Source organism: Curtobacterium sp. MCLR17_043, assembly GCF_003224215.1.
Lineage (GTDB): Bacteria > Actinomycetota > Actinomycetes > Actinomycetales > Microbacteriaceae > Curtobacterium > Curtobacterium flaccumfaciens.
Map to the genome: position 1 here is coordinate 34909 of NZ_QKLH01000017.1, position 23105 is coordinate 58013.

Genomic DNA, 23105 nt, shown 5'->3' on the forward strand with positions numbered 1-23105 from the left:
CGCACGTCCACCGCGCGTGGGGACCCGGGCTCAGTGCTTGCCTGCGGCCGCGATGACGGCGCGGACCGTCTCGGGGTCGAGGCGGAACGCCCGCGGGTCGGCGTCGCCCCGTGGCACGCGGACCGGTGTCGACCAGACGGAGCCGTCCGCGGCGACGTCGACGACGAGAGCGCCGCTGTCGACGACGGCCGATTCCTCGTTGTACGGGCCGACGACGTCGGTGTCGTTCGCGACACCGGGGGCGACGAGGACCGGGACGCCGGCGAGCGACCCGGCGAAGTGGTGGTGGTAGTGGCCGGCGAGGACGACCCGCACGTCGGAACCGCGGATGACGTCGGCGAGCGCCTCGGGGTTCTGCAGGCGGAGGGCCTCGTGCAGCTCGGTCGGGGCGGGCAGCGGCGGGTGGTGCAGGACGACGACGGTGCCGTGCGGGGCGTCGTCCGGGCCGCTGTGGGCGTCTTCGGCGAGGGCCGTGCGCAGGTGCTCGAGCGCCGTGTCGCTGAGCTCGCCGTACCCGGCACCCGGGACGCTCGTGTCGACGGTCACGATCCGTCGACCCGCGACGACCGACTGCCCGGAGACCGGCACCGTCGGCGGCAGGTACTCCAGCGTGTGCATCAGCGCCGTTCCGCCCTCGCCCAGGACGTGCCCGTTCGCCAGGACCTGCCGGAAGCCCTCGCGCAGGTCGTGGTTGCCGGGCACCGCGACCACGGCCGCACCGTGCCGTTCCGCCCAGCCGCCGACGCGGTCCCGCACGATCGCGTAGGACTCCGGGCTGCCGTCCTCGGAGACGTCGCCCGAGACCACCACCAGCCCGATGCCGGGCACCGCGTCGACGTGGGCGAGCAGCCGTTCGAGGGCGGCCGTGGTGTCGACCGCGCCCTGGTGCAGGGCTCCGTCGCCGGTCAGGTGGGTGTCGGAGAGGTGGAGGATGCGGAGGGTCCCGGCTGCTGGCGGCTGCATGCGTCCACGGTAGCCACGGCTCCCGTCAGTCCGGTGCTGCGGGCGCTCGGTGAGCAGGAATGGTCGGGTCGCGCCAGCGGACCCGACCATTCCTGCTCACGAAGTCCACGGCCCCGTCAGTCCGGTGCGGCCGCAAGCTGGTCCTCCAGGTTGAACACCTCGGGCAGCACCCGCGCCGTCTGGTCGGCGCGCCCGGTGGCCCCGGCGAAGAGGTCCTGCATGTGCGCCTCCCACGCCGTGGCCACCTCGGACGCGGCGAGCGCGGCGTCCGCATCGGCCACCGAGTCCGTCTCGTAGTACCCGATGAGCAGTCCGTCGTCGTCGAGGAACAGCGAGTAGTTCCGCCGCCCCGCCGCCGCGATCGCCCGGAGCATCGCCGGCCACACGGCGGCGTGCTGCTCACGGTAGGCGTCGAGCAGCTCGACCTGCACCTGCAGCCGGAAGCAGACGCGGGTCACCGTCCGGCCTGTTCGCGGCGCCGCTGCTCGGCGTCGTGGACGCTGCGCTCGTCGGCGGTGCGGACCGTCCCGGTGACCGTGGTGACGGTGCCGTAGCGCTCGGCCTCGATCGCCTCGAGGGTCTTGCCCTGCGTCCTCGGTGCCCAGATCGTGCCGACCAGGAACGACAGCGCGAGGAGCCCGAGGATCAGGCCGCCGAGCGCCCGCAGCCCGATGTCCGACAGCAGCAGCGGGAACCAGATGCTCAACAGTCCGACCATCACGCGGGCGGCCAGGAACAGCACGCCCTGGGCGCTGGCGCGGTACCGGGTGGCGAAGAGCTCGCTCGTCCACAGGCCGTAGAACGCCTGCGCGCCGATGCCCGACGAGATGCCCCACGCCACGGCGAAGAACAGCAGGGTGCCGAGGTTGGCGGGCGCGTAGATGAGCACGGCCCACGCGATGATCGCCAGCACGGCACCGGCGGCGTAGAGCGCGCGGCGGCTGACCCGGTCGGCGTACCGCATGAAGCCGAAGTACGTCGCGGCCACGGTGCAGCCCCAGACCAGGATCTGCAGTCCGTACTGCTCGGTGACGCTCGTGACCCCGGTCGCCGCGTACACCCGGGGCTGGAAGATGCCGGCCTGCCCGGCGACGGTGTTCCAGAGCGCGTAGACGCCGAACAGGAACAGCATCGCGGTCAGGTTCTTCCGGCGGCCGAACAGCTGCGTGATCCCGTGGAAGAAGTTCGCCGTGCCGGTGGCCGCGCGCTCGTCCTTCCAGATCACCGACTCGGGCAGCCCACGGCGGAGCCACCACACGATCGCGGCGACGACGAAGAGGTGGGCGAAGATGAGGCGGCTGCCGAGCAGGCCGAGTGGGGCCGCAGCGATCGCCAGGGCGAACCCGACCATGGGCCCGATCGACCAGGCGAGCTGTGCCGTGCCGACGTGGGCCGCGCGCTTGTCCGCGGGGGCCTGCTCGGCGATGTAGGTCCAGCTCGCCGGCACACCCGCACCGACGGCGATGCCGGTCAGGATGAAGCCGACCAGGAGCATGCCGTAGCTGCCGGCGAACACCGCGAGCAGGATGCCGAGCATGTAGAGGAGCAGGTCGTACGTGTAGATGAACTTGCGGCCGTACCGGTCGCACAGCGGTCCGCCGACGATCGCGCCGAGGGCGGCACCGAAGGCGTTCGCGGACAGGCTCGCGAGCAGGCCGACCTCGAGGTCGCCGATCCGGAACTCGGCCTGCCACAGGCTCAAGCTCGTGGCGATCGCGATGATCGACCCCGACTCGATGTAGTTCGACATGGCCACCGAGACGGTGGCCTTCCAGCCCGTGGTGTTCCGGGCTCCGATGCGGACCGCCATTGGTCCTCCGTTCGCGTGTTCGTCGGTGAATCGTTTCAACGGGACGACGAGGACGATAGCGCTCCGGTGTGCGCGCTGGCAAGAGCGGGTTCGCCGGGCACCAGCCGCGTACCTCGCACCGTGCGCGGGGTCGCCCGACCCGTGCGAGATTGCGCCCGCACCGTGCGAGGGGGCGTTCGCCCCGTGCGAGGTTGCGCACTCGGTGCGAGCCTTTCCACCCCGCACCGAGTGCGGAACCTCGCACCAGCCGCACGGCTCGCACCGGCCGCGCGCCTCGCACCAGCCTCACGCCTCGCACCGTGCGCGGGCAGTCGACGCGACCACCCCACGGACGGGAGGCCCGGTACCGGCTCGCCCCGTGCCTCCCGTCCGCGTTTTCCACAGATCACGGCGCGGGCCGACCGCGCGGACCGCGCCGATGCCAGGATGGCCACATGGCGGTCAGTGTGCGAGAGGTGGCAGCGCTCGCGGGCGTGTCCCTCGGCACGGTGTCGAACGTGCTGAACCGCCCCGACAAGGTCGCTCCCGGCACGGTGGAACGCGTGCAGTCGGCGATCGCGACGCTCGGGTTCGTCCGCAACGACTCGGCGCGCCAGCTCCGGGCCGGGCGCAGCTCCACCGTCGGCCTCATCGTGCTCGACGGCGGCAACCCGTTCTTCACCGACGTCGCCCGGGGTGCCGAGGACGCCGCGATGGACAACGGCCTCGCGGTGCTGATCGGCAACTCCGACGAGTCGACCGACCGTGAACGCACCTACGTCGACCTGTTCGAGGAACGCCGTGTCGCCGGACTCCTGATCTCCCCAGCCGGCGACGACCTGTCCCGCCTCGCGCGGCTGCGTGATCAGGGCACCGCCGTGGTGCTGGTGGACCGCCGCGCCGACGACGAGCACTTCGCCTCGGTCTCCGTCGACGACGTCGCCGGCGGCCGCATCGCGGTCGAGCACCTCGCGGCGATCGGCCGCACCCACATCGCCTTCGTCGGCGGGCCGTTCGGCATCCGCCAGGTCGCCGACCGGCACGCCGGGGCACTCGCCGCCGCCCAGGCCGCGGGCATCCGGCTCGAAACCCTGCCGACCACCTCGCTGTCCGTGCTCGAAGGGCGCCGCATCGGCGAAGCGATCCAGGCCCGCCCGGCCGCCGAACGCCCGGATGCCGTCTTCGCCGCCAACGACCTGCTCGCAGTCGGGCTCGAACAGGCCTTCATCATGCGCGGCACCATCGCGGTGCCCGAGCAGATCGCCATCGTCGGCTACGACGACATCGCGTTCGCCGAGTCCGCCGTGGTCCCGCTGACGTCGGTACGGCAGCCGGCGCAGGACCTCGGCCGCCGCGCGATCGAACTCCTGACGAAGCAGGTCGAGCAGGGGCAGGACATCGACCTCGAGCACGTGGAGTTCACACCGGAGCTCGTGGTGCGGCAGTCCTCCGTCGCCGACGCCTAGGGCCCGGTCCGGACACGGCTCCCCCGCCGCCTACGATCGGAGCATGGTGCATGTCCCCCGGCGCGACGGTCCGCCGAGCGTGCACCACGTCGCAGCCCGGGCCGGCGTCTCGCTCGCCACGGTCTCGAACGTCCTGAACCACCCCGAGCGGGTCGCCGACGCGACCGCCGCACGCGTGCGGGACGCGATCGGCGCACTCGGGTACACGCCGAACCGCAACGCCCGGGCCTTGGTGTCCGGCAGCACGCGCGCGATCGGTCTGGTCGTGATGTCGCTGCGGAACTCCCTGTTCAGCGACATGGTCAACGGCGCGCAGCTGGCCGCCCGGGAACGCGGCTTCACCCTGCTGATCGACAGCAGCGAGGACGACCTGCAGGCGCAGGGCGAACACCTCGCCTACCTCGAGAGCGCCCGGGTGTCGGGGATCCTGCTCGCCTCGATGACGGAGTCCCGCGACCAGGTCGAGGTCGCGCGGCGTCACGGCCGACCCGTCGTGTACGTCAACTACGAACCGACCGAGCTCGACGCGTGCGCGGTGGTCGTGGACAACGAGCAGGCCGGGTTCCTGGCGACCGAGCACCTGATCGACCGCGGCTGCCGACGCATCGGGTTCGTGAGCGCCCGTCCGGACCTGCAGCCCGTCGACCGCCGACGGGCCGGCGTGCTGCGGGCCGTCGCGGCGCACCCCGGGGTCGTACTCGTCGACGTCGACGCCGGGGACATCGACCCGCCCGGAGGCACCGACGCCGGGCTCCGCATCGCCCGGATGCCCGAGGACGAACGCCCCGACGGGGTACTGGGTGTGACCGACCTGCTCGCGATGGCCGTCGTCTCCGAACTCCGGGCCGCCGGGATCCGCGTCCCCGAGGACATCCCCGTGTCGGGCTGCGACCACAACTCCGTGGCGTGGGGTGGTGCGGTGCCGCTGACCTCGGTGACGATGCACGGCTCGGAGATGGGTGCGGCGGCGGTGGAACTGCTGCTCGAGGAGCTCACCGACCCGATGCACGTACACCGGACCGTCGTGCTCGGCAGTGAGCTGGTGCCGCGAGAGAGCACGCTCGGTCGCGAGGGCGCGGCCGCAGCAGCCGCCGCCGCAGCCGTCGCGGGCACCACGCCGAGCGACCCGAGGCGCACCGAGGCCTGACCGGCGGCGGACCAACCCGCGAAAGCGACACATCCGCGGGTCGTCGCTGCGTCCGGTCCGCCAGAGCGACAGATCGGCGCGAACGTTCGGCGGCACACTGTCGCTTTCGCGGACAGTGGGCAGCGGGCCGCGGCAGCGGGCTGCGGGCAGCGGGCAGCGGGCAGCAGGCAGCGGACTGCGGGCCGGGCCGGCGCGCACGAGGAGACTCGGCCCGCGGACGCGACCGGGCGCCGGACGGGAGGCGCGGGGCGGGGCCGGCACGGGCCTCCCGGCCGGCGGGCGGCGCGACCACCGCACGGTGCAGCACCGCGCGTCGGCTCGGTGCGAGATTCCGCACTCCGTGCGAGCCCGCGCGCCCGTCACCGAGTGTTGAACCTCGCACCGAACGACGAACAAGCGAACGAGCGAGCGAGCCTGCGGCATCGCGTAACGAAATCGGCACAGCGATTGACACGCTTCAATCCTCGTGGTTCCATCCTGATTGAAACGTTCTAAAACGCAGTAACCGGACCCCGCGACGGCGCGGGATCCGGGTCCGTTTCACCCGGGGTACCCCAGCCCCGGGCCTTACGAGGAGGTAAGGAATGTCAGTTCGTTCCGTGACCAAGCGCGCGATCGCCATCGGCGGCGCGACGGTCCTGATCGGCGGGCTCGCAGCGTGCTCGTCCGGCGGCTCCGCCGACGAAGGCGGCGGCAAGGTCGAGATCACCTACCAGGCCGACAACGCCCCGGCCACCGCGGCCACCGCGAAGCCGCTCATCGAAGCCTTCGAGAAGGCCAACCCCGACATCACCGTCAAGTTCGACACCCGGCCCCAGGGCACCGACGGCGACAACCTGATCAAGACCCGCCTGTCGACCGGCGAGGCCGCCGACGTCTTCAACTACAACTCCGGCTCGCTCATGCAGGCACTCAACCCGGACAACACCCTGGTGGACCTGTCCGACGAGAAGTGGGCGAGCGACGTCGACCCGCAGTTCACCAAGGTCGTCAGCACCGACAAGGGCATGTACGGCGCCCCGTTCGGCACGAGCTTCGGCGGTGCGGTGCTCTACAACACGAAGGTCTACGACGACCTCGGCCTGAAGGTCCCGACCACCTGGGACGAGTTCATCAGCAACAGCGAGAAGATCAAGGACGCCGGCGACGTCGCCCCGATCATCCAGACCTACGGCGACACCTGGACCAGTCAGCTCTTCGTCCTCGGCGACTTCGCGAACATCACCGCGCAGGACGACAAGTGGGCGGACGACTACACCGCCAACAAGGAGTCCTACGCCGACGAACCCGCTCTCGCCGGGTTCGAGCACCTCGCCGAGGGCAAGGACAAGGACCTCTACAACGAGGACTACGCCTCGGCCACGCAGGCGAACGGCCTGAAGATGCTGGCCGACGGCACCGGCGCGCAGTACCCGATGCTCACGAACGCGATCTCGGCGATCCAGCAGGACTCCCCCGACGCCGTCGAGGACATCGGCGCGTTCGCCCTGCCGGCCGAGGACGCCGCGGACACGAACCTGACGATCTGGGAGCCGAACGGCCTGTACATCCCGAAGACGACCACGGGCGACAAGCTGGCCGCGGCGAAGAAGTTCGTCGCCTTCGCGAACTCCACCGAGGGCTGCCAGGTGCAGAACGACACCGGCACCCCCGCCGGCCCGTACGTCATCTCGACCTGCTCGCTGCCGGACGACGTGCCCCCGATGATCGACGACCTGCAGCAGTACCTGGACGACGGCAAGGCCAGCCCCGCGCTCGAGTTCCTGTCCCCGATCAAGGGCCCGAACCTCGAGAAGATCTGCGTGCAGGTCGGCTCGGGCATCACCACCGCGAGCAAGGGCGCCGACCAGTACGACGACGACGTCGTCCAGCAGGCACAGCAGCTCGGCATCAAGGGCTGGTGATCGGCGTGACCGCGACCCTCACGACGGCGGTGGCCCCGCCGCAGACACGCAAGGCCGGCCGCCCCGGACCAGCGCGCAAGCGGATGCGCTCGTTCTACCCCGCGTGGTTCTTCATCCCCGCGATCGCGCTGTACGTCGTGTTCTTCGCGGTCCCGACCTTCGCCGGGTTCTACTTCTCACTCACCCGCTGGACGCTGTTCGACCAGACCTTCATCGGCTTCGACAACTTCGTCCGGTTCTTCCAGGACCCGCAGCTCGTCTCCGGGTTCGTGCACACCTTCCAGTACGGCTTCGTGACGAGCGCGGCGAAGGTGGTCCTCGGACTCGCCCTCGCCCTGCTCCTCACGTCGCCCGTGCTGGGGCGCGGCTACCTGCGGGCGGTCGTGTTCTTCCCGGTGCTCGTGTCGACCATCGGCATCGGCATCACGTTCAAGGCGTTGATGGACCCGTTCCACGGGATCATCAACGGCGCGCTGGGTTCGGTCGGCCTGCCCACCCCCGGGTGGCTGACCGACCCGGCGCTCGCCCTGTGGAGCGTCGCCGCGGTGGACGTCTGGAAGGGCGTCGGCATCGCGACGCTCATCTTCATCGCCGGCATCGTGGCGATCCCGCAGGAGTACTTCGAGGCGGCGCGGGTCGACGGCGCGAGCGCGTGGTCGATCTTCCGGAACATCACCTTGCCGCTGTCCCGCCCCGCGATGGGCACGGTCATCATCCTGTCGCTCATCGGCGGCCTGCGGTCGTTCGACCTGATCTGGGCGATGACCGGCGGCGGGCCGGGGTTCACGAGCGACGTGATCGCGAGCGTGATCTACAAGCAGTACCAGGCGGGGTTCTACGGCCTGTCCACCGCCGGCAACGTGGTCCTGTTCGTCGTCGTCACCGCGATCATGGTGCCGATCTCGTGGCTCCTCAACCGCAAGGAGGCGGACCTGTGACCGCCGTCACCACCCCCGGAACCGGCCACGCCCCGGCACCGGGCAGCCGCCGCCCGACACCGGCGAGCCGGTCCCGCCACCCGGGCCGCGCCCGCCGGTGGATCATCGGCTCGATCGCCATCGTCGTCAGCTTCGTCGTCTTCCTGGTGCCGTTCGTGTTCGTCCTGCTCCAGGCCGCGAAGAACCCCGCCGAGGCGAACCAGCTCGGCTTCAGCCTGCCGACCGACTGGCAGCTGTGGCAGAACCTGCAGGCGGTGTTCCAGAGCGGTGACGGCGGGATCCTCCGCGCGTTCTGGAACAGCGCCCTGCTCACCGTCGGCAGCGTCACCGTCATGGTCGTGTTCTCCGCGATGGTCGGGTACGTCCTGCAGCGGCGGCCGAGCCGGTGGAACGCCCTGATCAACTTCTTCGTGCTGGCGGGGCTCATCGTGCCGCCGGCGATCGTGCCGACCATCTGGGTGCTGCAGGGGCTCAACCTGTTCAAGACCATGGGCGGGATGATCCTCATCGAGGCGACCTTCGGCCTGTCGTTCTGCATCCTGCTGTTCCGGGCGTTCGTCGCGACGATCCCGAAGGAACTCGACGAGGCCGCCGTGCTCGACGGCGCCGGCCCGATCCGCCTGTTCTTCGGGGTGGTGCTGCCGCTGCTCAAGCCCGTGATCATCACGGTCGTGCTCGTGCAGTCGGTGACGGTGTTCAACGACTTCACCAACCCGCTGTACTTCCTGCCGGGGTCCGAGAACGCGACGGTGCAGCAGACGCTCTACGCGTTCCAGAGCCAGTCGGTCAGCCAGCTGAACCTGCTGTTCACCGACGTGCTGCTCATCACGATCCCGCCGCTGATCCTCTACGTCTTCTTCAACCGTCAGATCGTCGCCGGCATGACCAGCGGCGCCGTCAAGGGCTGACCGCCCACCCCGGCCTGGAGGCGCGACCCGCCTCCGCCACACCGCCCACCCGGGCGGACGGCCGGGCCCACGACCCCCGCACCGGTCGACGACGACCGGTCGCGTGAAAGGACCACCACATGACCACCTGGACCGCACCGTTCATCGCGGCCGACACCGACCTCGGCAGCGCCCCGATCCTGCGTCGGGAGTTCCCCCTCGACGACGGCCACGGCGCCGTCACCGCCGCCACCCTCGACGTCAGCGCCCTCGGCGTCGTCGAGGCCTGGCTCGGCGGGCAGCGTGTCTCCGACCACCTGCTCGAACCGGGGTGGACGAGCTACGAGTGGCGCATCCGCGTCGTCTCGCACGACGTCACCGAGCACCTGTCCGACACGCTCCCCGGCCAGCCGGCCGTGCTCGCGCTCGTCGTCGGCAACGGCTGGGCCGCCGGACGACTGGCCTGGGGCGGCGGTGGCGGCTGGTACACCGACGAGCGGGCCGGGTTCGCCGAGCTCCGGATCACCTTCGCCGACGGGCACGAGCAGCACGTCACGACCGACACCGACTGGCAGGCCCTGTCGAGCGCGATCACCGCGGACCAGCTCTACGACGGGCAGGACATCGACGCCCGACTCCGCGACGGCTCGTTCCTGACGCCCGGCGAGGTCACCGTGCCGAGCGTCGAGGGGCACCAGGGACGGACGAGCACGGTGCACACGGTCGACATCGGCGAGCGCGAACTCGTCGCCGACACGGTGCCGCCGGTGCGCCCGCTGGCCGAGATCGCCCCGGTGGCGATCTGGACGAGCCCGTCGGGAGCGACCCTGCTCGACTTCGGCGTGAACCTGGTCGGGTGGCTCCGCGTCACCGCGACCGGCCCGGCCGGCACCGTGCTCACCCTGCAGCACGCCGAGGTGCTCGAGCACGACGAGCTCGGCACCCGCCCACTGCGCACCGCGAAGGCGACGGACCACTTCACCCTGCGCGGTGACGACGAGCCCGAGACGTTCGAGCCCCGGTTCACGTTCCACGGGTTCCGGTACGCGCAGGTCGACGGCTGGCCGGGCACCCACGACGAACTCCGTGCCGCGGTCACCGCCGTGCAGGTCGGGTCGGACCTCACCCGCACCGGCACGTTCGCGTCGAGCCACGAGCTGCTGAACACCTTCCACGACAACGTCGTCCGGGGCATGCAGGGCAACTTCCTGAGCGTGCCGACGGACTGCCCGCAGCGCGACGAGCGACTCGGCTGGACGGGTGACATCGCCGCGTTCGCCCCGACGGCCTCGTACCTGTTCGACACGCGGACGTTCCTGGCCGACTGGCTGCGCGACGTCTGGCTCGAGCAGCAGCACGCCGACGGGGTCATCCCGTTCGTGGTGCCGGACGTGCTGAAGTACTCCCCCGCCGAGGACTTCGGCAAGCCCGACGCGACCGCCGTCTGGTCGGACGCCGGCGTCTGGGTGCCGTGGACGCTGTACCAGGCGTACGGCAACACCGCGGTGCTCGAGGAGCAGTTCGACTCGATGGCCGCACACCTGCGCCGGGTCCGTGACCACCTGTCACCGGAGGACCTGTGGGACACCGTGTTCCAGTTCGGCGACTGGCTCGACCCGGACGCCCCGCCCGAGGCCCCGGCCGACGCGAAGGCCGACAAGGGCGTCGTCGCGACGATCTGCGCCTACCGGTCCGCGACGATCGTGGCGGACGCGGCGGAGTTGTTGGGCGGTCACGAGGCGGAAGCAGCGGAGTTCCGGGAACTCGCCACGCGCCTCCAGGCCGGGTTCCGCACCCACTACCTGCAGGACGACGGGCGGATCCTGTCGGACGCGACCACGGTGTACACACTGGCGATCGTGTTCGGGATCCTGTCCGAGCAGGAGCAGGCCGTGGCCGGCGAGCGTCTCGCCGAGCTGGTCGAGGCGTCCGGGTACCGGATCTCGACGGGCTTCGCCGGGACCCCGTTCATCACCGACGCGCTGACGCAGACGGGCCACCTGGAGGACGCCTACCGGCTGCTGCTGCAGACGGAGTGCCCGTCGTGGCTGTACCCGGTGACGATGGGCGCGACGACGGTGTGGGAGCGGTGGGACTCGATGCTGCCGGACGGCACGATCAACCCGGGTGAGATGACCTCGTTCAACCACTACGCACTCGGTGCCGTGGCGGACTGGATGCACCGGGTGGTGGGTGGCCTGTCGCCGCTGTCGCCGGGGTACGAGTCGGTGCTCATCGCCCCGCAGCCGGGCGGTGGGCTGACGTGGGCGGAGACCTCGCTCGACACCGTGCACGGGCACGTCGCGGTGCGGTGGGAGCTCGTCGACGGGGAGTTGCGCGTCCGGGCGACCGTGCCCGAGGGCGTCTCGGCCGTGGTGCGTCTGCCGGGTGCCCCCGAGCAGCGCGTCGCCGCGGGCGCCCACGACCTGCGCGCGCCCGCTGCCGTCCCCGCGGCGTAGGGCGTCTGACGGGCGGAAGGTGGGCCGGTCACGGTGGGTGCGCGGGACGCCTGGCGGCGTTCGCCCGGCATCGCGCCCCCGGGCGGGCTTCGCGCCCCGACTCTTCGGGGCGCAAAGACCGCAACGGGGCGCACAGCCCGCCAGCGCAGCCGCCCCCTCGCTCCGCGAGCAATCCGCCCGTCCCACGCCCGTCCCACGCCCGTCCCACGCCCGTCCCGTATCGCGCCCCCGTACGCGCATCGCGCCCCGACTCTCCGGGGCGCGCTGACCGCAACGGGGTGCGCGACGCAACACCACCCACCACACGGTTGCGGCAGCCCGCCGCGCGCCGTACTGTATGAAACGATTCAATCGCACACGAGGAAGTGACACGATGACATCGACCCCGAGCTTCGCCGGCATCGCCGACCAGCTGGCACGACAGCAGATCGAGCTCCCCAGCTGGGCCTTCGGCAACTCCGGCACCCGCTTCAAGGTGTTCAGCACGCCGGGCACCCCGCGCGACCCCTACGAGAAGATCGCCGACGCCGCCCAGGTGCAGGAGTACACCGGCCTGGCGCCCACCGTCGCACTGCACATCCCGTGGGACCTGGTGGACGACTTCGCCGACCTCAAGCGCCACGCCGAGGAGCACGGGGTCTCGCTCGGCACCGTCAACTCGAACACGTTCCAGGACGACGACTTCAAGTTCGGCGCCCTGACCCACGTCGACGAGACGATCCGGCAGAAGGCGATCGACCACCACCTACGCTGCATCGACGTGATGGACGCCACCGGCAGCCGCGACCTGAAGATCTGGCTCGCCGAGGGCTCGAACTACCCCGGTCAAGAGGACATGCGCTCCCGCCAGGACCGCCTACACGAGTCGCTCAGCACGATCTACGACCGCCTCGGTGCCGACCAGCGGCTCGTGCTCGAGTACAAGTTCTTCGAGCCGTCGTTCTACCACACGGATGTTCCCGACTGGGGCACCAGCTACGTGCAGACGGCGGCACTCGGGCCGAAGGCGATGGTCTGCCTCGACACCGGCCACCACGCCCCCGGCACGAACATCGAGTTCATCGTGATGCAGCTCCTGCGCCTCGGCAAGCTCGGTTCCTTCGACTTCAACTCGCGCTTCTACGCCGACGACGACCTGATCGTGGGCGCCGCGGACCCGTTCCAGCTGTTCCGGATCCTGGTCGAGGTCATCCGCGGCGGCGGCTACGACAACCCCGACGTGGCGTTCATGCTCGACCAGTGCCACAACATCGAGGACAAGATCCCCGGCCAGATCCGCTCGGTGCTCAACGTGCAGGAGATGACGGCCCGCGCGCTGCTCCTCGACCGCGTCGCACTGACCGCCGCACAAGAGGCGCACGACGTCCTCGGTGCCAACGAGGTCTTCATGGACGCGTACCAGACCGACGTCCGGAAGGACCTCGCCGAGTGGCGCGAGTCCCGCGGGCTGCCGGCGAACCCGATGCGCGCGTACCTGGATTCGGGCTACCAGCAGTCCATCGCCGAGGACCGCGTCGGCGGCGTCCAGGCCGGCTGGGGCGCGTAGGAACATGACGAACACAGTGGAGGCACGGGTGGACCCCGCAACGCACGGAACCGACGCAGACACCACGATCAGTGCGCTCATCACGCGCTCGAACGCGCTCGGCTCGGATCCGCGGATCACGAACTACGCGGGCGGCAACACCTCCGCCAAGGGCACCGACACCGACCCCGTCACGGGCGAACCGGTCGAGCTGCTCTGGGTGAAGGGCTCCGGGGGCGACCTCGGCACGCTCACCCCGGCGGGCCTCGCGGTCCTGCGCGTCGACCGCGTCCGAGCCCTCCAGGACGTCTACCCCGGGGTGGAGCGCGAGGACGAGATGGTCGCCGCGTTCGACTACACGCTGCACGGCAAGGGTGGTGCCGCGACGTCGATCGACACCGCCATGCACGCCCTCGTCGACGCCGCCCACGTCGACCACCTGCACCCCGACGCCGGCATCGCGATCGCCACGGCGGCGGACGGTCCGGCCCTGACCGAGCGGATCTTCGGCGACCGGGTCGTCTGGGTGCCCTGGCGCCGGCCCGGGTTCCAGCTCGGGCTCGACATCGCAGGCGTCAAGCGTGACCACCCGCAGGCGATCGGCACGATCCTGGGCGGCCACGGCATCACCGCGTGGGGGGACACGAGCGACGAGGCGCAAGGCAACTCGCGCTGGATCATCGACACCGCCGAGCAGTACCTCGCGGAGCACGGCAAGGCGGACCCGTTCGGCGGTGTCCGAGCGGGGTTCGAAGCACTGCCGACCGACGAACGTCGCGCACGCGCCGCAGCCCTCGCCCCGACGATCCGCGGCATCGCCGGGCACGACAAGCCGGTCGTCGGGCACTTCACCGACAGCGACGTCGTGCTCGAGTTCCTGGCGAGCGAGCGCGCCGAAGCACTCGTGGCCCTCGGCACCAGCTGCCCGGACCACTTCCTGCGCACCAAGGTCAAGCCGCTCATCCTCGACCTGCCGGCCTCGACGAGCGTCGACGAGCAGACCGCCCGCCTCCACGGACTGCACGAGCAGTACCGCGCGGACTACCAGGCGTACTACGACCGGCACCGGACGCCGGACTCCCCCGCGATCCGCGGCGCCGACCCGCTCATCGTGCTGGTGCCCGGCGTCGGGATGTTCTCGTACGGCAAGGACGCCCAGACCGCCCGCGTCGCCGGCGAGTTCACCGTCAACGCCATCAACGTGATGCGCGGTGCCGAGTCCGTCAGCACCTACGCCCCCATCGACGAGGCCGAGAAGTTCCGGATCGAGTACTGGGCCCTCGAAGAGGCGAAGCTGCAGCGGATGCCCGCACCGAAGAAGCTCGCGACGCGCATCGCCCTGGTCACCGGAGCCGCATCGGGCATCGGCAAGGCGATCGCGAAGCGCCTGGCGGCCGAGGGTGCCGCCGTCGTCATCGCCGACCTCGACCTCGAGAAGGCCACCGCTGCGGCGGCCGAGATCGGCGGCCGCGACCAGGCCATCGGCGTCGCCGCGAACGTGACGGACGCCGCCGCGATCGACCAGGCGATCCAGCAGACGCTGCTGCACTTCGGCGGCCTCGACCTCGTCGTGAACAACGCGGGGCTGTCGCTGTCCAAGAGCCTGCTCGAGACCACCGAGCAGGACTGGGACCTGCAGCACGACGTGATGGCGAAGGGTTCGTTCCTGGTGTCGAAGGCCGCGGCGAAGGTGCTCATCGAGCAGGGCCTGGGCGGCGACATCGTCTACATCTCGTCGAAGAACTCGGTGTTCGCCGGGCCGAACAACATCGCGTACTCCGCCACGAAGGCCGACCAGGCCCACCAGGTGCGGTTGCTCGCAGCCGAGCTCGGTGAGTACGGCGTCCGCGTCAACGGCATCAACCCCGACGGGGTCGTGCGCGGCTCCGGCATCTTCGCGAGCGGCTGGGGCGCCAACCGCGCCAAGACGTACGGCATCGAGGAGCAGGACCTCGGCAAGTTCTACGCGCAGCGCACGATCCTGAAGCGCGAGGTCGTGCCCGAGAACGTCGCGAACGCCGTCTACGCCATCTGCACCGACGACTTCTCGCACACCACCGGCCTGCACGTGCCCGTCGACGCCGGTGTCGCCGCGGCCTTCCTGCGGTAGCGACGACCGACGAACACCGAGCAGGAGCAGGAACATGCACACCAGCGGCAGCGTCGCCGCGGTCGACCTCGGGGCCACCAGCGGCCGGGTGATCGTCGGCCACGTCGACCCCGACGGAGTCCGGATGGACCACGTCGTACGGTTCCCGAACGGCCCTGTCACCCTGCACGAGGGCGCCGCCGACACCGGCCGCGACGCCCTGCACTGGGACGTCGTCGAGCTGTACCGGCAGGTGACCGAGGGGCTCCGGCGCGCGTTCGCCGAGCACCCCGCGATCGCCAGCATCGGGATCGACTCGTGGGCGGTCGACTACGGCCTGCTCCGCGACGGCCGACTGCTCGGGCTGCCGTCGCACTACCGCGACGACCGGCACCAGGGCGGTGTCCTCCCCGTGCACGACCGGATGGACGCCACCGAGCTGTACGCCCGGAACGGCCTGCAGCACCTGCCGTTCAACACCCTGTTCCAGTGGGCTGCCGACCCGTCGCTGCAGCTCGCGCAGCGTGCGCTGCTGGTCCCCGACCTGCTCGGGTACTGGCTGACGGGGGTCGAGGCGGCCGAGCGCACGAACGCCTCGACGACCGGGGCACTGAACGCGACCACCCGTGGGTGGGACCCGGCGGTGCGGGCTGCTGCGGGCCTCCCGGCCGGGCTGCTGCCCACGCTGCGCGACCCGGGCGACCGACTCGGCCCCCTGCTTCCGTCCGTCGCCGAGCTCGTCGGCGGCCAGGCCGACGTGACCCTGGTCGGCTCGCACGACACGGCGAGCGCCGTCGTCGCGGTGCCCGCGACGGAGCCGGACTTCGCCTACATCTCGTCGGGCACGTGGTCGCTCGTCGGCGTCGAGCTCGACGCACCCGTCCTGTCGGACGCGGCACGACGCGCGAACTGCACGAACGAGGGCGGTGTCGACGGCCGCGTCCGGTTCCTGAAGAACGTGTCCGGACTGTGGCTGCTGTCGGAGAGCGTCCGCACCTGGGAGCGCGGTGGCGACCACGTCGACCTGGAGGCCCTGCTCGCCTCCGCCGCGGCCGTCACCGCCCCGGTCCCCGTCTTCGACCCCGCGGACGAGTCGTTCACGGCACCCGGCGACATGCCGGCGCGGATCGCCGCGTGGTGCGCGGCGCACGGGCTGAGCGCCCCCGCAACCCGTGCGGAGTTCGTCCGGAGCATCCTCGAGTCACTCGCGACGGCGTACGCCGAGACCCTGCGCACCATCGCCGACGTGACCGGCAAGACCATCCGGGTCGTGCACGTCGTGGGCGGCGGCTCGCAGAACCGGCTGCTCTGCCAGCTGACCGCGGACCGCACCGGCCTGCCGGTCGTGGCCGGACCGGTCGAAGCGACCGCACTCGGCAACGTGCTGGTGCAGGCGCGCGCCGCTGGACTCGCGCGCCTCGGAGGGGCTTCACTGGAGGCACTCCGCAGCATCGTCGCACGGAGCGTCGAGCCCGTGCGGTACACCCCGTCGGCGTCGTCGCGCGCCGATCCCGATCGATCCCCCGTCAGGAGCCACGCATGACCACGACCGACGACCAGCACCGGATCGACCCCGCGACCGGGGCACCGGCGCCCGCGACCGGCTCCGCGTCCGCCGCTCGCACGCGGGTCAAGCGGCAGCTGCCGACGGTGCGGGACCTCGCCCCGCTCATGCAGTTCAAGAAGCCTTCGCTGCCGGGTCGGCGTCAGCGCCTCGAACAGGCCTTGACGATCTGGGACCTCCGCGACATCGCCGCCCGCCGCACCCCGAAGGCCGCGTTCGACTACACCGAGGGTGCGGCCGAGGCGGAGATCTCACTGGCCCGCGCCCGGCAGGCGTTCGAGGACATCGAGTTCACCCCGGCGATCCTGCGGGACGTGTCGCGGGTGGACACCTCGCGTCGGGTGCTCGGGGCGCCGGTGTCGTACCCGTTCGGCATCGCGCCGACGGGCTTCACGCGGATGATGCAGACCGAGGGCGAGCGGGCCGGTGCCCGGGCCGCCGGACGTGCAGGCATCCCGTTCTCGCTCTCCACGATGGGCACCACCGCGATCGAGGACGTCCGCGACGCCAACCCGCACGGGCGCAACTGGTTCCAGCTGTACATGTGGAAGGACCGCGAGAAGTCGATGGCGCTGGTCTCCCGCGCCCAGCAGGCCGGGTTCGACACCCTGCTCGTCACGGTGGACGTGCCCGTCGCGGGTGCACGGCTGCGGGACAAGCGGAACGGGTTCTCGATCCCGCCGCAGCTGAGTGCGCGGACCGTGGTGAACGCGATCCCGCGGCCGTGGTGGTGGTTCGACTTCCTGACCACCGAACCGCTGGCGTTCGCGTCGCTCGACCGCTGGTCCGGCACCGTCGGCGAGCTGCTCGACCACATGTTCGACCCGACCGTCACCTACGAGGACCTCGCCTGGATCCGTGACCAGTGGCAGGGCAAGATCGTCGTGAAGGGCGTGCAGTCCCTGGCGGACGCCAAGCGTCTGGCGGACCTCGGGGTCGACGGCATCACGCTGTCGAACCACGGTGGCCGGCAGCTGGACCGCGCCCCGGTTCCCTTCCACCTGCTGCCCTCCGTGGTCAAGGAGGTCGGGAAGGACACCGAGGTGCACCTCGACACGGGCATCATGTCCGGCGCCGACATCGTCGCCGCGGTGGCCCTCGGCGCGAGATTCACGATGGTCGGCCGTGCCTACCTGTACGGGTTGATGGCCGGCGGCGAGGCCGGGGTGGACCGGATGATCCAGATCCTGTCCGAGCAGATCGAGCGGACCATGCGGCTGCTCGGGGTGGCCTCGCTCGACGAGCTCGAGCCGGGGCACGTGACGCAGCTGCAGCGGTTGCAGCCGATCCCCCGGGCCTGAGCGGTCGGCTCCCCGTTCGTTGCATCGTGCACGTTCGGGCGTCGGACACCGGGCGTTCGTCGGTCGATTTCCGTGACGCCCCCCGAACGGGTCACAAATGATGCAAGATGTCCGTGGACGTGTCAACGAAACCCTCGGCATCCGGCCGGCTGGTGCGTCCGTCCCTCCCCGCATCCTGCGCCCGAGCATCCACGAGGAGCCCGACATCTCGACCCGAAGCACGTGCACGCCCTCGCGCGGCACGACCTCACGCACCACGCCCACGCCCCCGGTCACCCGAGGGGGCAACCGTTGATCCGGCACCGCGCGATCCTGGCGGTCGCGACCGCCGGCGCCCTGGTCCTCGGTGTCCCCACCGCCGCCTCCGCCCGCACCTGGTGGGGCTGGGACGGCGAGCGCCGCTGGCACAACGCCCCGGTGAACCCCACCCCGACGCCGGCCCCGGACGAGACGGAGATCCCGGCCCCCACCGACGAGTGGACCCCGGACACGGAGCCCGAGCAGGACTCCGCGCCGATCGAGGACTCGGCCCCTGTCGCCGAGCCCGCGCCCGACGCAGAGGCCGAGCCCGAGGCCGCGCCCGAGGCGGAGGCCTCCCCCGCGGACCTGTCCGCGATCGCACCGGACGCCTCGTTCGTCGAGGACTTCACCACGAACGCCGTCACCGGCCTCGTCCAGTCGCTGTACCCGCAGTCGTGGCAGCCCTACCCCGACGGCACCTCGGGCATCTACGCGCCGAGCAAGACCGTGTCGGTGCACGACGGCGTGATGGACGTCGCCCTCGGCACCGGCGCCGGAGCGGCCGGCACCTTCGGCTCCTCCGACGGCGCCTGGGACCACGTCGGCGGCTCGTTCTCGGTCCGCGCGAAGGCGACCGGCGGCGACGGCAACGGCGCGGCCTTCATGCTGTGGCCGACGTCGAACGTGTGGGCCGACGGCGAGATCGACTTCCCCGAGGGCAACTTCGAGGACAGCCCCTCGGTGTTCCACCACTCGATGACCCCGGGCAAGGAGGCCGAGCGCGTCCAGCTCGGCACCGGCGTCTCGTGGCGTGACTGGCACACCTACAAGGTCGACTGGGTCCCCGGTGAGTCCGTCACGTACAGCGTCGACGGCAAGGTCCTCGGCACCGTGACGCACGACGTGCCGACGACCCCGCACCGCTTCATGTTCCAGGTCGGCAACTGGGGCGAGCAGGGCAACCTGCTCATCGACTGGGTCTCGACGACCGAGTAGCGTCCGCAGCTCCACCCGAGACGGACGGGAGGCCCGGTGCCAGCTGGCACCGGGCCTCCCGTCCGTCCGCGTGGTCGCGTCTGCTGGCCGCAGCGCGCCCTGCGGAGCCTGTGGGCTAGTGCTTCTCGTCGACGAGCGCGATGAAGCGGCTGCCGATGCCCTCGACCTCACGCCGCGTCAGGCCGGCGGTGGGCTCGGGCGCCTGGTAAGGGGCGTGGTAGTCGCACATCAGGTAGTCCCACTCGGGCCACCACTTCTTCGGGCGTGCCTCTTCGTCGAAGCCGCAGACCACGCACTCCAGGCGCGTCCAGACCTTCTTGGTGCCGGTGCGGTTGGCGCGGGACTGCACGAGCCAGGCGGGCGGGGCCTGCTCGATCGCGTCGAGCTCCGCTTCGCTCAGGCGCGACGGGATGCCGTGGCGGGTCGCCATCTCGAGGGGGATGTCGAGCCGGACGGCGGCTTCGCGGCGGGAGAGCATCCGTCCAGGGTAGGTCCTGCCACTTCCCACCTCGAACTGCGACGGCAGCAACCGGGACGTCCGCCGCGGACTTTCCTCGAGTGGGCAGTCCGTGTATGGTCTCGATCACTGAGGTAAAAGGCGCCGCGATCTGCGACGCACCAGCACGCGGCATCGAACGAGTCGCCACTTCTTCCTTCGAAGGAGTGCGCCATCGTGTCCCCCAGTCCCGCTCGCACCACCGGGCACGTGCCCGCCGGTGGTTCTTCTCCTCGTCTGCGCGACGCCTGGATCGCCCTCGCCGGGCTGTCCGCGGTGTTCCTGTTCGAGATGCTCGACAACTCCGTGCTCAACGTCGCCCTGCCGACGATCGGCCGCGATCTGGGCTCGTCGACGACGGGCCTGCAGTGGGTCTCAGGTGCCTACTCGGTCGCCTTCGGAGGGCTGATGCTGCTCTTCGGCGCCGTCGCCGACCGCACCGGACGCCGCCGGGTCATGCTCGCCGGGCTCGTCCTGCTGGCCCTCGCGAGCCTGGCCACGGCGGTGGTCACGTCGACCGAGCAACTGATCGCCGTGCGCGTCGCGATGGGCGTCGCCGCGGCGATGACGACACCCGGGTCGATGGCGCTGGCGTTCCGCCTCTTCGACGACGAAGGCCTGCGGGTGCGGGCACTCACCGTCATCTCGACGGCCGGGCTCGTGGGACTGGCCATCGGGCCGACCGTCGGCGGGTTCGTGCTCGCCGTCGCCCCGTGGCAGGTGCTGCTGCTGGCCGACGTGCCCATCGCGGTCCTCGCACTCGTCGGCATCCGGCTCGGTGTCGCCCGCGACGAGGATTCAGGGCTCCATCGTGATCCGGTCGACGTGGTCGGAGCGCTGCTCGGTACCGTGACCACGGCCGGAGCGCTCGTGGCGCCGACGATCCTGGTCGAGTCCGGAGCCGCTGGCTGGTGGGGGTGGGCCGTCCTCGCGCTCGCCGTCACCTGCGCGGTGGGGTTCGTCGCCCGCGAGCGGACCGCGCGGCACCCGCTGATCGACCTGCACCTGCTCGCCCGACCACTCGTCTCGAGCGGCCTCGCGTTCAAGGCCGCGTCGGGTCTGGCCGTCGCGGGACTGTCGTACCTCGTGACCCTGCAGCTGCAGTTCGCCTGGGGCTGGCCGCCGGCGCTGGCCGCCGTCGGGACGTTGCCGCAGGTGGTGGTGCTGCTCGTCGGCGGCCGCTTCGTCGGGCCGTTCGTGCAGCGGGTCGGCCTGGGCCGCGCCGCCTGGATGAGCGCCGTCTCGGTCGTCTCCGGTCTCGCGGTCTTCGGCGCCCTGAGCCGGTACGGGTACCCGTGGGTGCTCGTCGCGCTCGTGCTCGTCGCCGCCAGCATGCGGGTCGTCGGCGTCGTCGCCGGCGCGTCCGTCCTCACGGGGCTGCCCGCGGACCGCACCTCGGTCGGAGCGGCGCTCGTCGACACCTCGAGCGAGCTCGCGGGTGGTGCCGCCGTCGCCGCGGCGGGGACCATCGTCGCCGCCTTCGTCGCCGGGAGCATCGCCACCACCGCCTGGACCACCGCCCGGCTCGAGGGCTTCCGGGACGCCCTCACCGTCGCCGGCCTCGGCCTCGCCGTGGTCGCAGCACTGCTCGTCGTGGTCGGCATGCTCCGAGCCCGGCCCGCCGTCGAACCAGAGGACGCGGCCTCGTCCCAACCTGCCGACCACACCCCTGCACACACCGACCCGACCACCATCACCGAGGAGACCTCCCGTGTCTGACACCATCGCCCTCCCCCGCCCGCCGTTCGATCCCGAGTTCGTGCCCTTCCTCACCGCCATGGACGCGCGAGGCCGCTTCCACCTCACGGCGCATATGCTGCCGCAGATGCGACAACTGGACATGACCGAGGCGCAGCTCGACGAAGGACTGCGTGCTCGCGGCCTCGAGCGGAGCAGCATCACGATCCCGGGGCACCGCGGTGACCCGATCGACCTCGCCGTGATCCAACGCACCGGCCGCACCGGCACGGCTGCCCTGGCCTACGCGATCCACGGCGGCGGCATGATGTTCGGCCACCACCTCGGCAACCTCGACTCCTACGACGAGTGGCTGCTGGTGCACGACGTCGTCCTGGTCAGCCCCGACTACCGCCTGGCGCCGGAACACCCGGACCCGTACCCGGTCGAGGACTGCTACGCCGGTCTCGTCTGGGCATCTGAGCACGCCGACGAACTCGGCATCGACCCGGAGCGCATCGTCCTCGTCGGGCAGAGCGCCGGTGCCGGTCTCGCCGCCGGCACCGCCCTCCTCGCCCGCGACCGACAGGGGCCCTCCGTCATCGGCCAGGTGCTCGTGAGTCCCATGCTCGACGACCGCGACGCGACGCTGTCGGCTCGGCAGTTCGACGGTGTCGGGGTCGCCGACCGGCAGATGACACGGTTCGGCTGGGACGCCTACCTCGGCGACCGGCGGGGTGGCGAGGACGTGTCGATCTACGCTGCACCCGGCCGCGCGACGGACCTCACCGGGCTCCCGCCTGCGTACATCGACTGCGGCAGCACCGAGGTGTTCCGCGACGAGACCGTCGCCTACGCCAGCTCGCTGTGGGCGGCAGGAGTCCAGTCGGAACTCCACGTGTGGCCGGGAGCGTTCCACGGATCGACGAGCATGATGCCCGACGCGACGCTGTCGCAGCGGGCGGTGCAGGCTCTGTGCGAGTTCACCGGGCGCCTCCTCAGCCCGGCCGTCTGACGGCAGTCCCGGCACGGGCGAATCGTGGCGCTCGTGCCCGGACCGAGTCGCAGCACCAGCTAGATCCGGTCCAGGGACACCACCGTGACGACGATCGGCCACGCCTCACCGTCGAGCTGCACGTACCGCAGCCCGCGCGGCAGAGCTTCGCCCTCATCGGACGCGACGACGACTCCCTGCAGCCCGATGAGGTGCCCAGAACCCCGGCTGTAGTGGACACGATCACCGACGACGGGCATGACGATGGTGTCCGCCGCCAGCTCCTCTGCAGCGAGTTCGACGACGAGAGGCCGGGGCTCCGTGAGCACGTCGGCGAGCTGTGCCTCGAACCCGCCGCGTTCGTCGAGCTCCGCGTCGCGCACCTCGGGATCCGCGATCCTCGCGACTGGCAGGACCTGCGGGCCGATCGTGCGCGCGACTCCGCATCCGATCGCGACACCCAGGCCGGCGAGGGACAGCCCCGTGCTCGCCAACTCGAACCGCAACGGGACTGGCGCAGCAACGACCTGACGGAGTCCGCCGTTCGAGCCGCCGGCGGTGTGCGCTCGCACGGCAGTCGCCTTCACCGCGCCGTGGAGTCGTGGCGCGACCGGAGCTGCTCTTGTCCGCCGGAGATCACCGCCGAACTGCTCGCCGAGATGCTTCGTGA

Annotated in this window: 18 protein-coding genes; 13 read left to right on the top strand and 5 right to left on the bottom strand. The window is 71.3% G+C overall.

Annotated features, from left to right (window positions below):
• Positions 1–30: 30 nt before the first annotated feature.
• From DEJ03_RS15140 to DEJ03_RS15150, 3 genes are all read right to left on the bottom strand, one after another.
• A complete protein-coding gene (locus DEJ03_RS15140) occupies positions 31–963 on the bottom strand; it encodes a metallophosphoesterase (protein ID WP_110865291.1) in 933 nt (310 codons plus the stop codon).
• A gap of 116 nt (positions 964–1079) precedes the next feature.
• Positions 1080–1421 (bottom strand): L-rhamnose mutarotase, encoded by a 342-nt coding sequence (locus DEJ03_RS15145; RefSeq protein WP_110865254.1) that lies wholly within the window; start codon positions 1419–1421, stop codon positions 1080–1082.
• Complete coding sequence (locus DEJ03_RS15150) at positions 1418–2773, bottom strand: MFS transporter (protein WP_220034149.1); 1356 nt, start codon at positions 2771–2773, stop codon at positions 1418–1420. The genes DEJ03_RS15145 and DEJ03_RS15150 overlap by 4 nt, the downstream gene beginning before the upstream one ends.
• 434 nt (positions 2774–3207) lie before the next feature.
• Here DEJ03_RS15150 and DEJ03_RS15155 point away from each other — a divergent pair, with 434 nt between their 5' ends.
• The 11 genes from DEJ03_RS15155 to DEJ03_RS18275 all read left to right on the top strand — a co-directional run bounded on the left by DEJ03_RS15155 (position 3208) and on the right by DEJ03_RS18275 (position 19268).
• On the top strand, positions 3208–4218 hold the full coding sequence (locus tag DEJ03_RS15155; protein ID WP_110865255.1) for a LacI family DNA-binding transcriptional regulator: 1011 nt from the start codon (positions 3208–3210) through the stop codon (positions 4216–4218).
• 43 nt (positions 4219–4261) lie between these two features.
• A complete protein-coding gene (locus DEJ03_RS15160; RefSeq protein WP_110865256.1) occupies positions 4262–5365 on the top strand; it encodes a LacI family DNA-binding transcriptional regulator in 1104 nt (367 codons plus the stop codon).
• 584 nt (positions 5366–5949) lie between these two features.
• Positions 5950–7269: an ABC transporter substrate-binding protein gene (locus tag DEJ03_RS15165; RefSeq protein WP_110865257.1), complete on the top strand. Its 1320-nt coding sequence runs from the start codon at positions 5950–5952 to the stop codon at positions 7267–7269.
• A gap of 5 nt (positions 7270–7274) precedes the next feature.
• Entirely contained in the window at positions 7275–8207 is a 933-nt protein-coding gene (locus tag DEJ03_RS15170; RefSeq protein WP_258370860.1) for a carbohydrate ABC transporter permease, read from the top strand.
• A gap of 101 nt (positions 8208–8308) precedes the next feature.
• Positions 8309–9115 (top strand): carbohydrate ABC transporter permease, encoded by an 807-nt coding sequence (locus DEJ03_RS15175; protein WP_071405118.1) that lies wholly within the window; start codon positions 8309–8311, stop codon positions 9113–9115.
• 119 nt (positions 9116–9234) lie between these two features.
• Positions 9235–11553 carry a family 78 glycoside hydrolase catalytic domain gene (locus tag DEJ03_RS15180; RefSeq protein WP_110865259.1) on the top strand — a complete coding sequence of 773 codons (2319 nt, stop codon included), beginning with the start codon at positions 9235–9237 and terminating at the stop codon, positions 11551–11553.
• Between the two features lie 373 nt (positions 11554–11926).
• Positions 11927–13099 carry an L-rhamnose isomerase gene (gene rhaI, locus DEJ03_RS15185; RefSeq protein WP_110865260.1) on the top strand — a complete coding sequence of 391 codons (1173 nt, stop codon included), beginning with the start codon at positions 11927–11929 and terminating at the stop codon, positions 13097–13099.
• 4 nt (positions 13100–13103) lie between these two features.
• Positions 13104–15188: a bifunctional aldolase/short-chain dehydrogenase gene (locus DEJ03_RS15190; protein WP_110865261.1), complete on the top strand. Its 2085-nt coding sequence runs from the start codon at positions 13104–13106 to the stop codon at positions 15186–15188.
• A gap of 34 nt (positions 15189–15222) precedes the next feature.
• Positions 15223–16710, top strand: a complete 1488-nt coding sequence (locus DEJ03_RS15195; protein WP_110865262.1) for a rhamnulokinase family protein — start codon at positions 15223–15225, stop codon at positions 16708–16710.
• Positions 16707–18032: an alpha-hydroxy acid oxidase gene (locus DEJ03_RS15200; RefSeq protein WP_181422749.1), complete on the top strand. Its 1326-nt coding sequence runs from the start codon at positions 16707–16709 to the stop codon at positions 18030–18032. The genes DEJ03_RS15195 and DEJ03_RS15200 overlap by 4 nt, the downstream gene beginning before the upstream one ends.
• A 291-nt stretch (positions 18033–18323) precedes the next feature.
• Positions 18324–19268, top strand: a complete 945-nt coding sequence (locus tag DEJ03_RS18275) for a family 16 glycosylhydrolase (protein ID WP_258370862.1) — start codon at positions 18324–18326, stop codon at positions 19266–19268.
• A gap of 115 nt (positions 19269–19383) precedes the next feature.
• Here DEJ03_RS18275 and DEJ03_RS15210 read toward each other — a convergent pair whose 3' ends face one another.
• On the bottom strand, positions 19384–19746 hold the full coding sequence (locus DEJ03_RS15210) for a hypothetical protein (RefSeq protein WP_110865263.1): 363 nt from the start codon (positions 19744–19746) through the stop codon (positions 19384–19386).
• 195 nt (positions 19747–19941) lie between these two features.
• On the opposite strand from DEJ03_RS15210, the gene DEJ03_RS15215 reads away from it, so the two are divergent.
• Together DEJ03_RS15215 and DEJ03_RS15220 are read left to right on the top strand one after the other, a co-directional pair.
• Positions 19942–21483 (top strand): MFS transporter, encoded by a 1542-nt coding sequence (locus DEJ03_RS15215; protein ID WP_309146897.1) that lies wholly within the window; start codon positions 19942–19944, stop codon positions 21481–21483.
• Entirely contained in the window at positions 21476–22456 is a 981-nt protein-coding gene (locus DEJ03_RS15220; RefSeq protein ID WP_110865265.1) for an alpha/beta hydrolase, read from the top strand. Before DEJ03_RS15215 ends, DEJ03_RS15220 begins: the two co-directional genes overlap by 8 nt.
• Positions 22457–22515: 59 nt before the next feature.
• Here the strand turns inward: DEJ03_RS15220 and DEJ03_RS15225 are convergent, their stop codons facing one another.
• On the bottom strand, positions 22516–23007 hold the full coding sequence (locus tag DEJ03_RS15225) for a hypothetical protein (protein ID WP_146237756.1): 492 nt from the start codon (positions 23005–23007) through the stop codon (positions 22516–22518).
• Positions 23008–23105 lie beyond the last annotated feature (98 nt).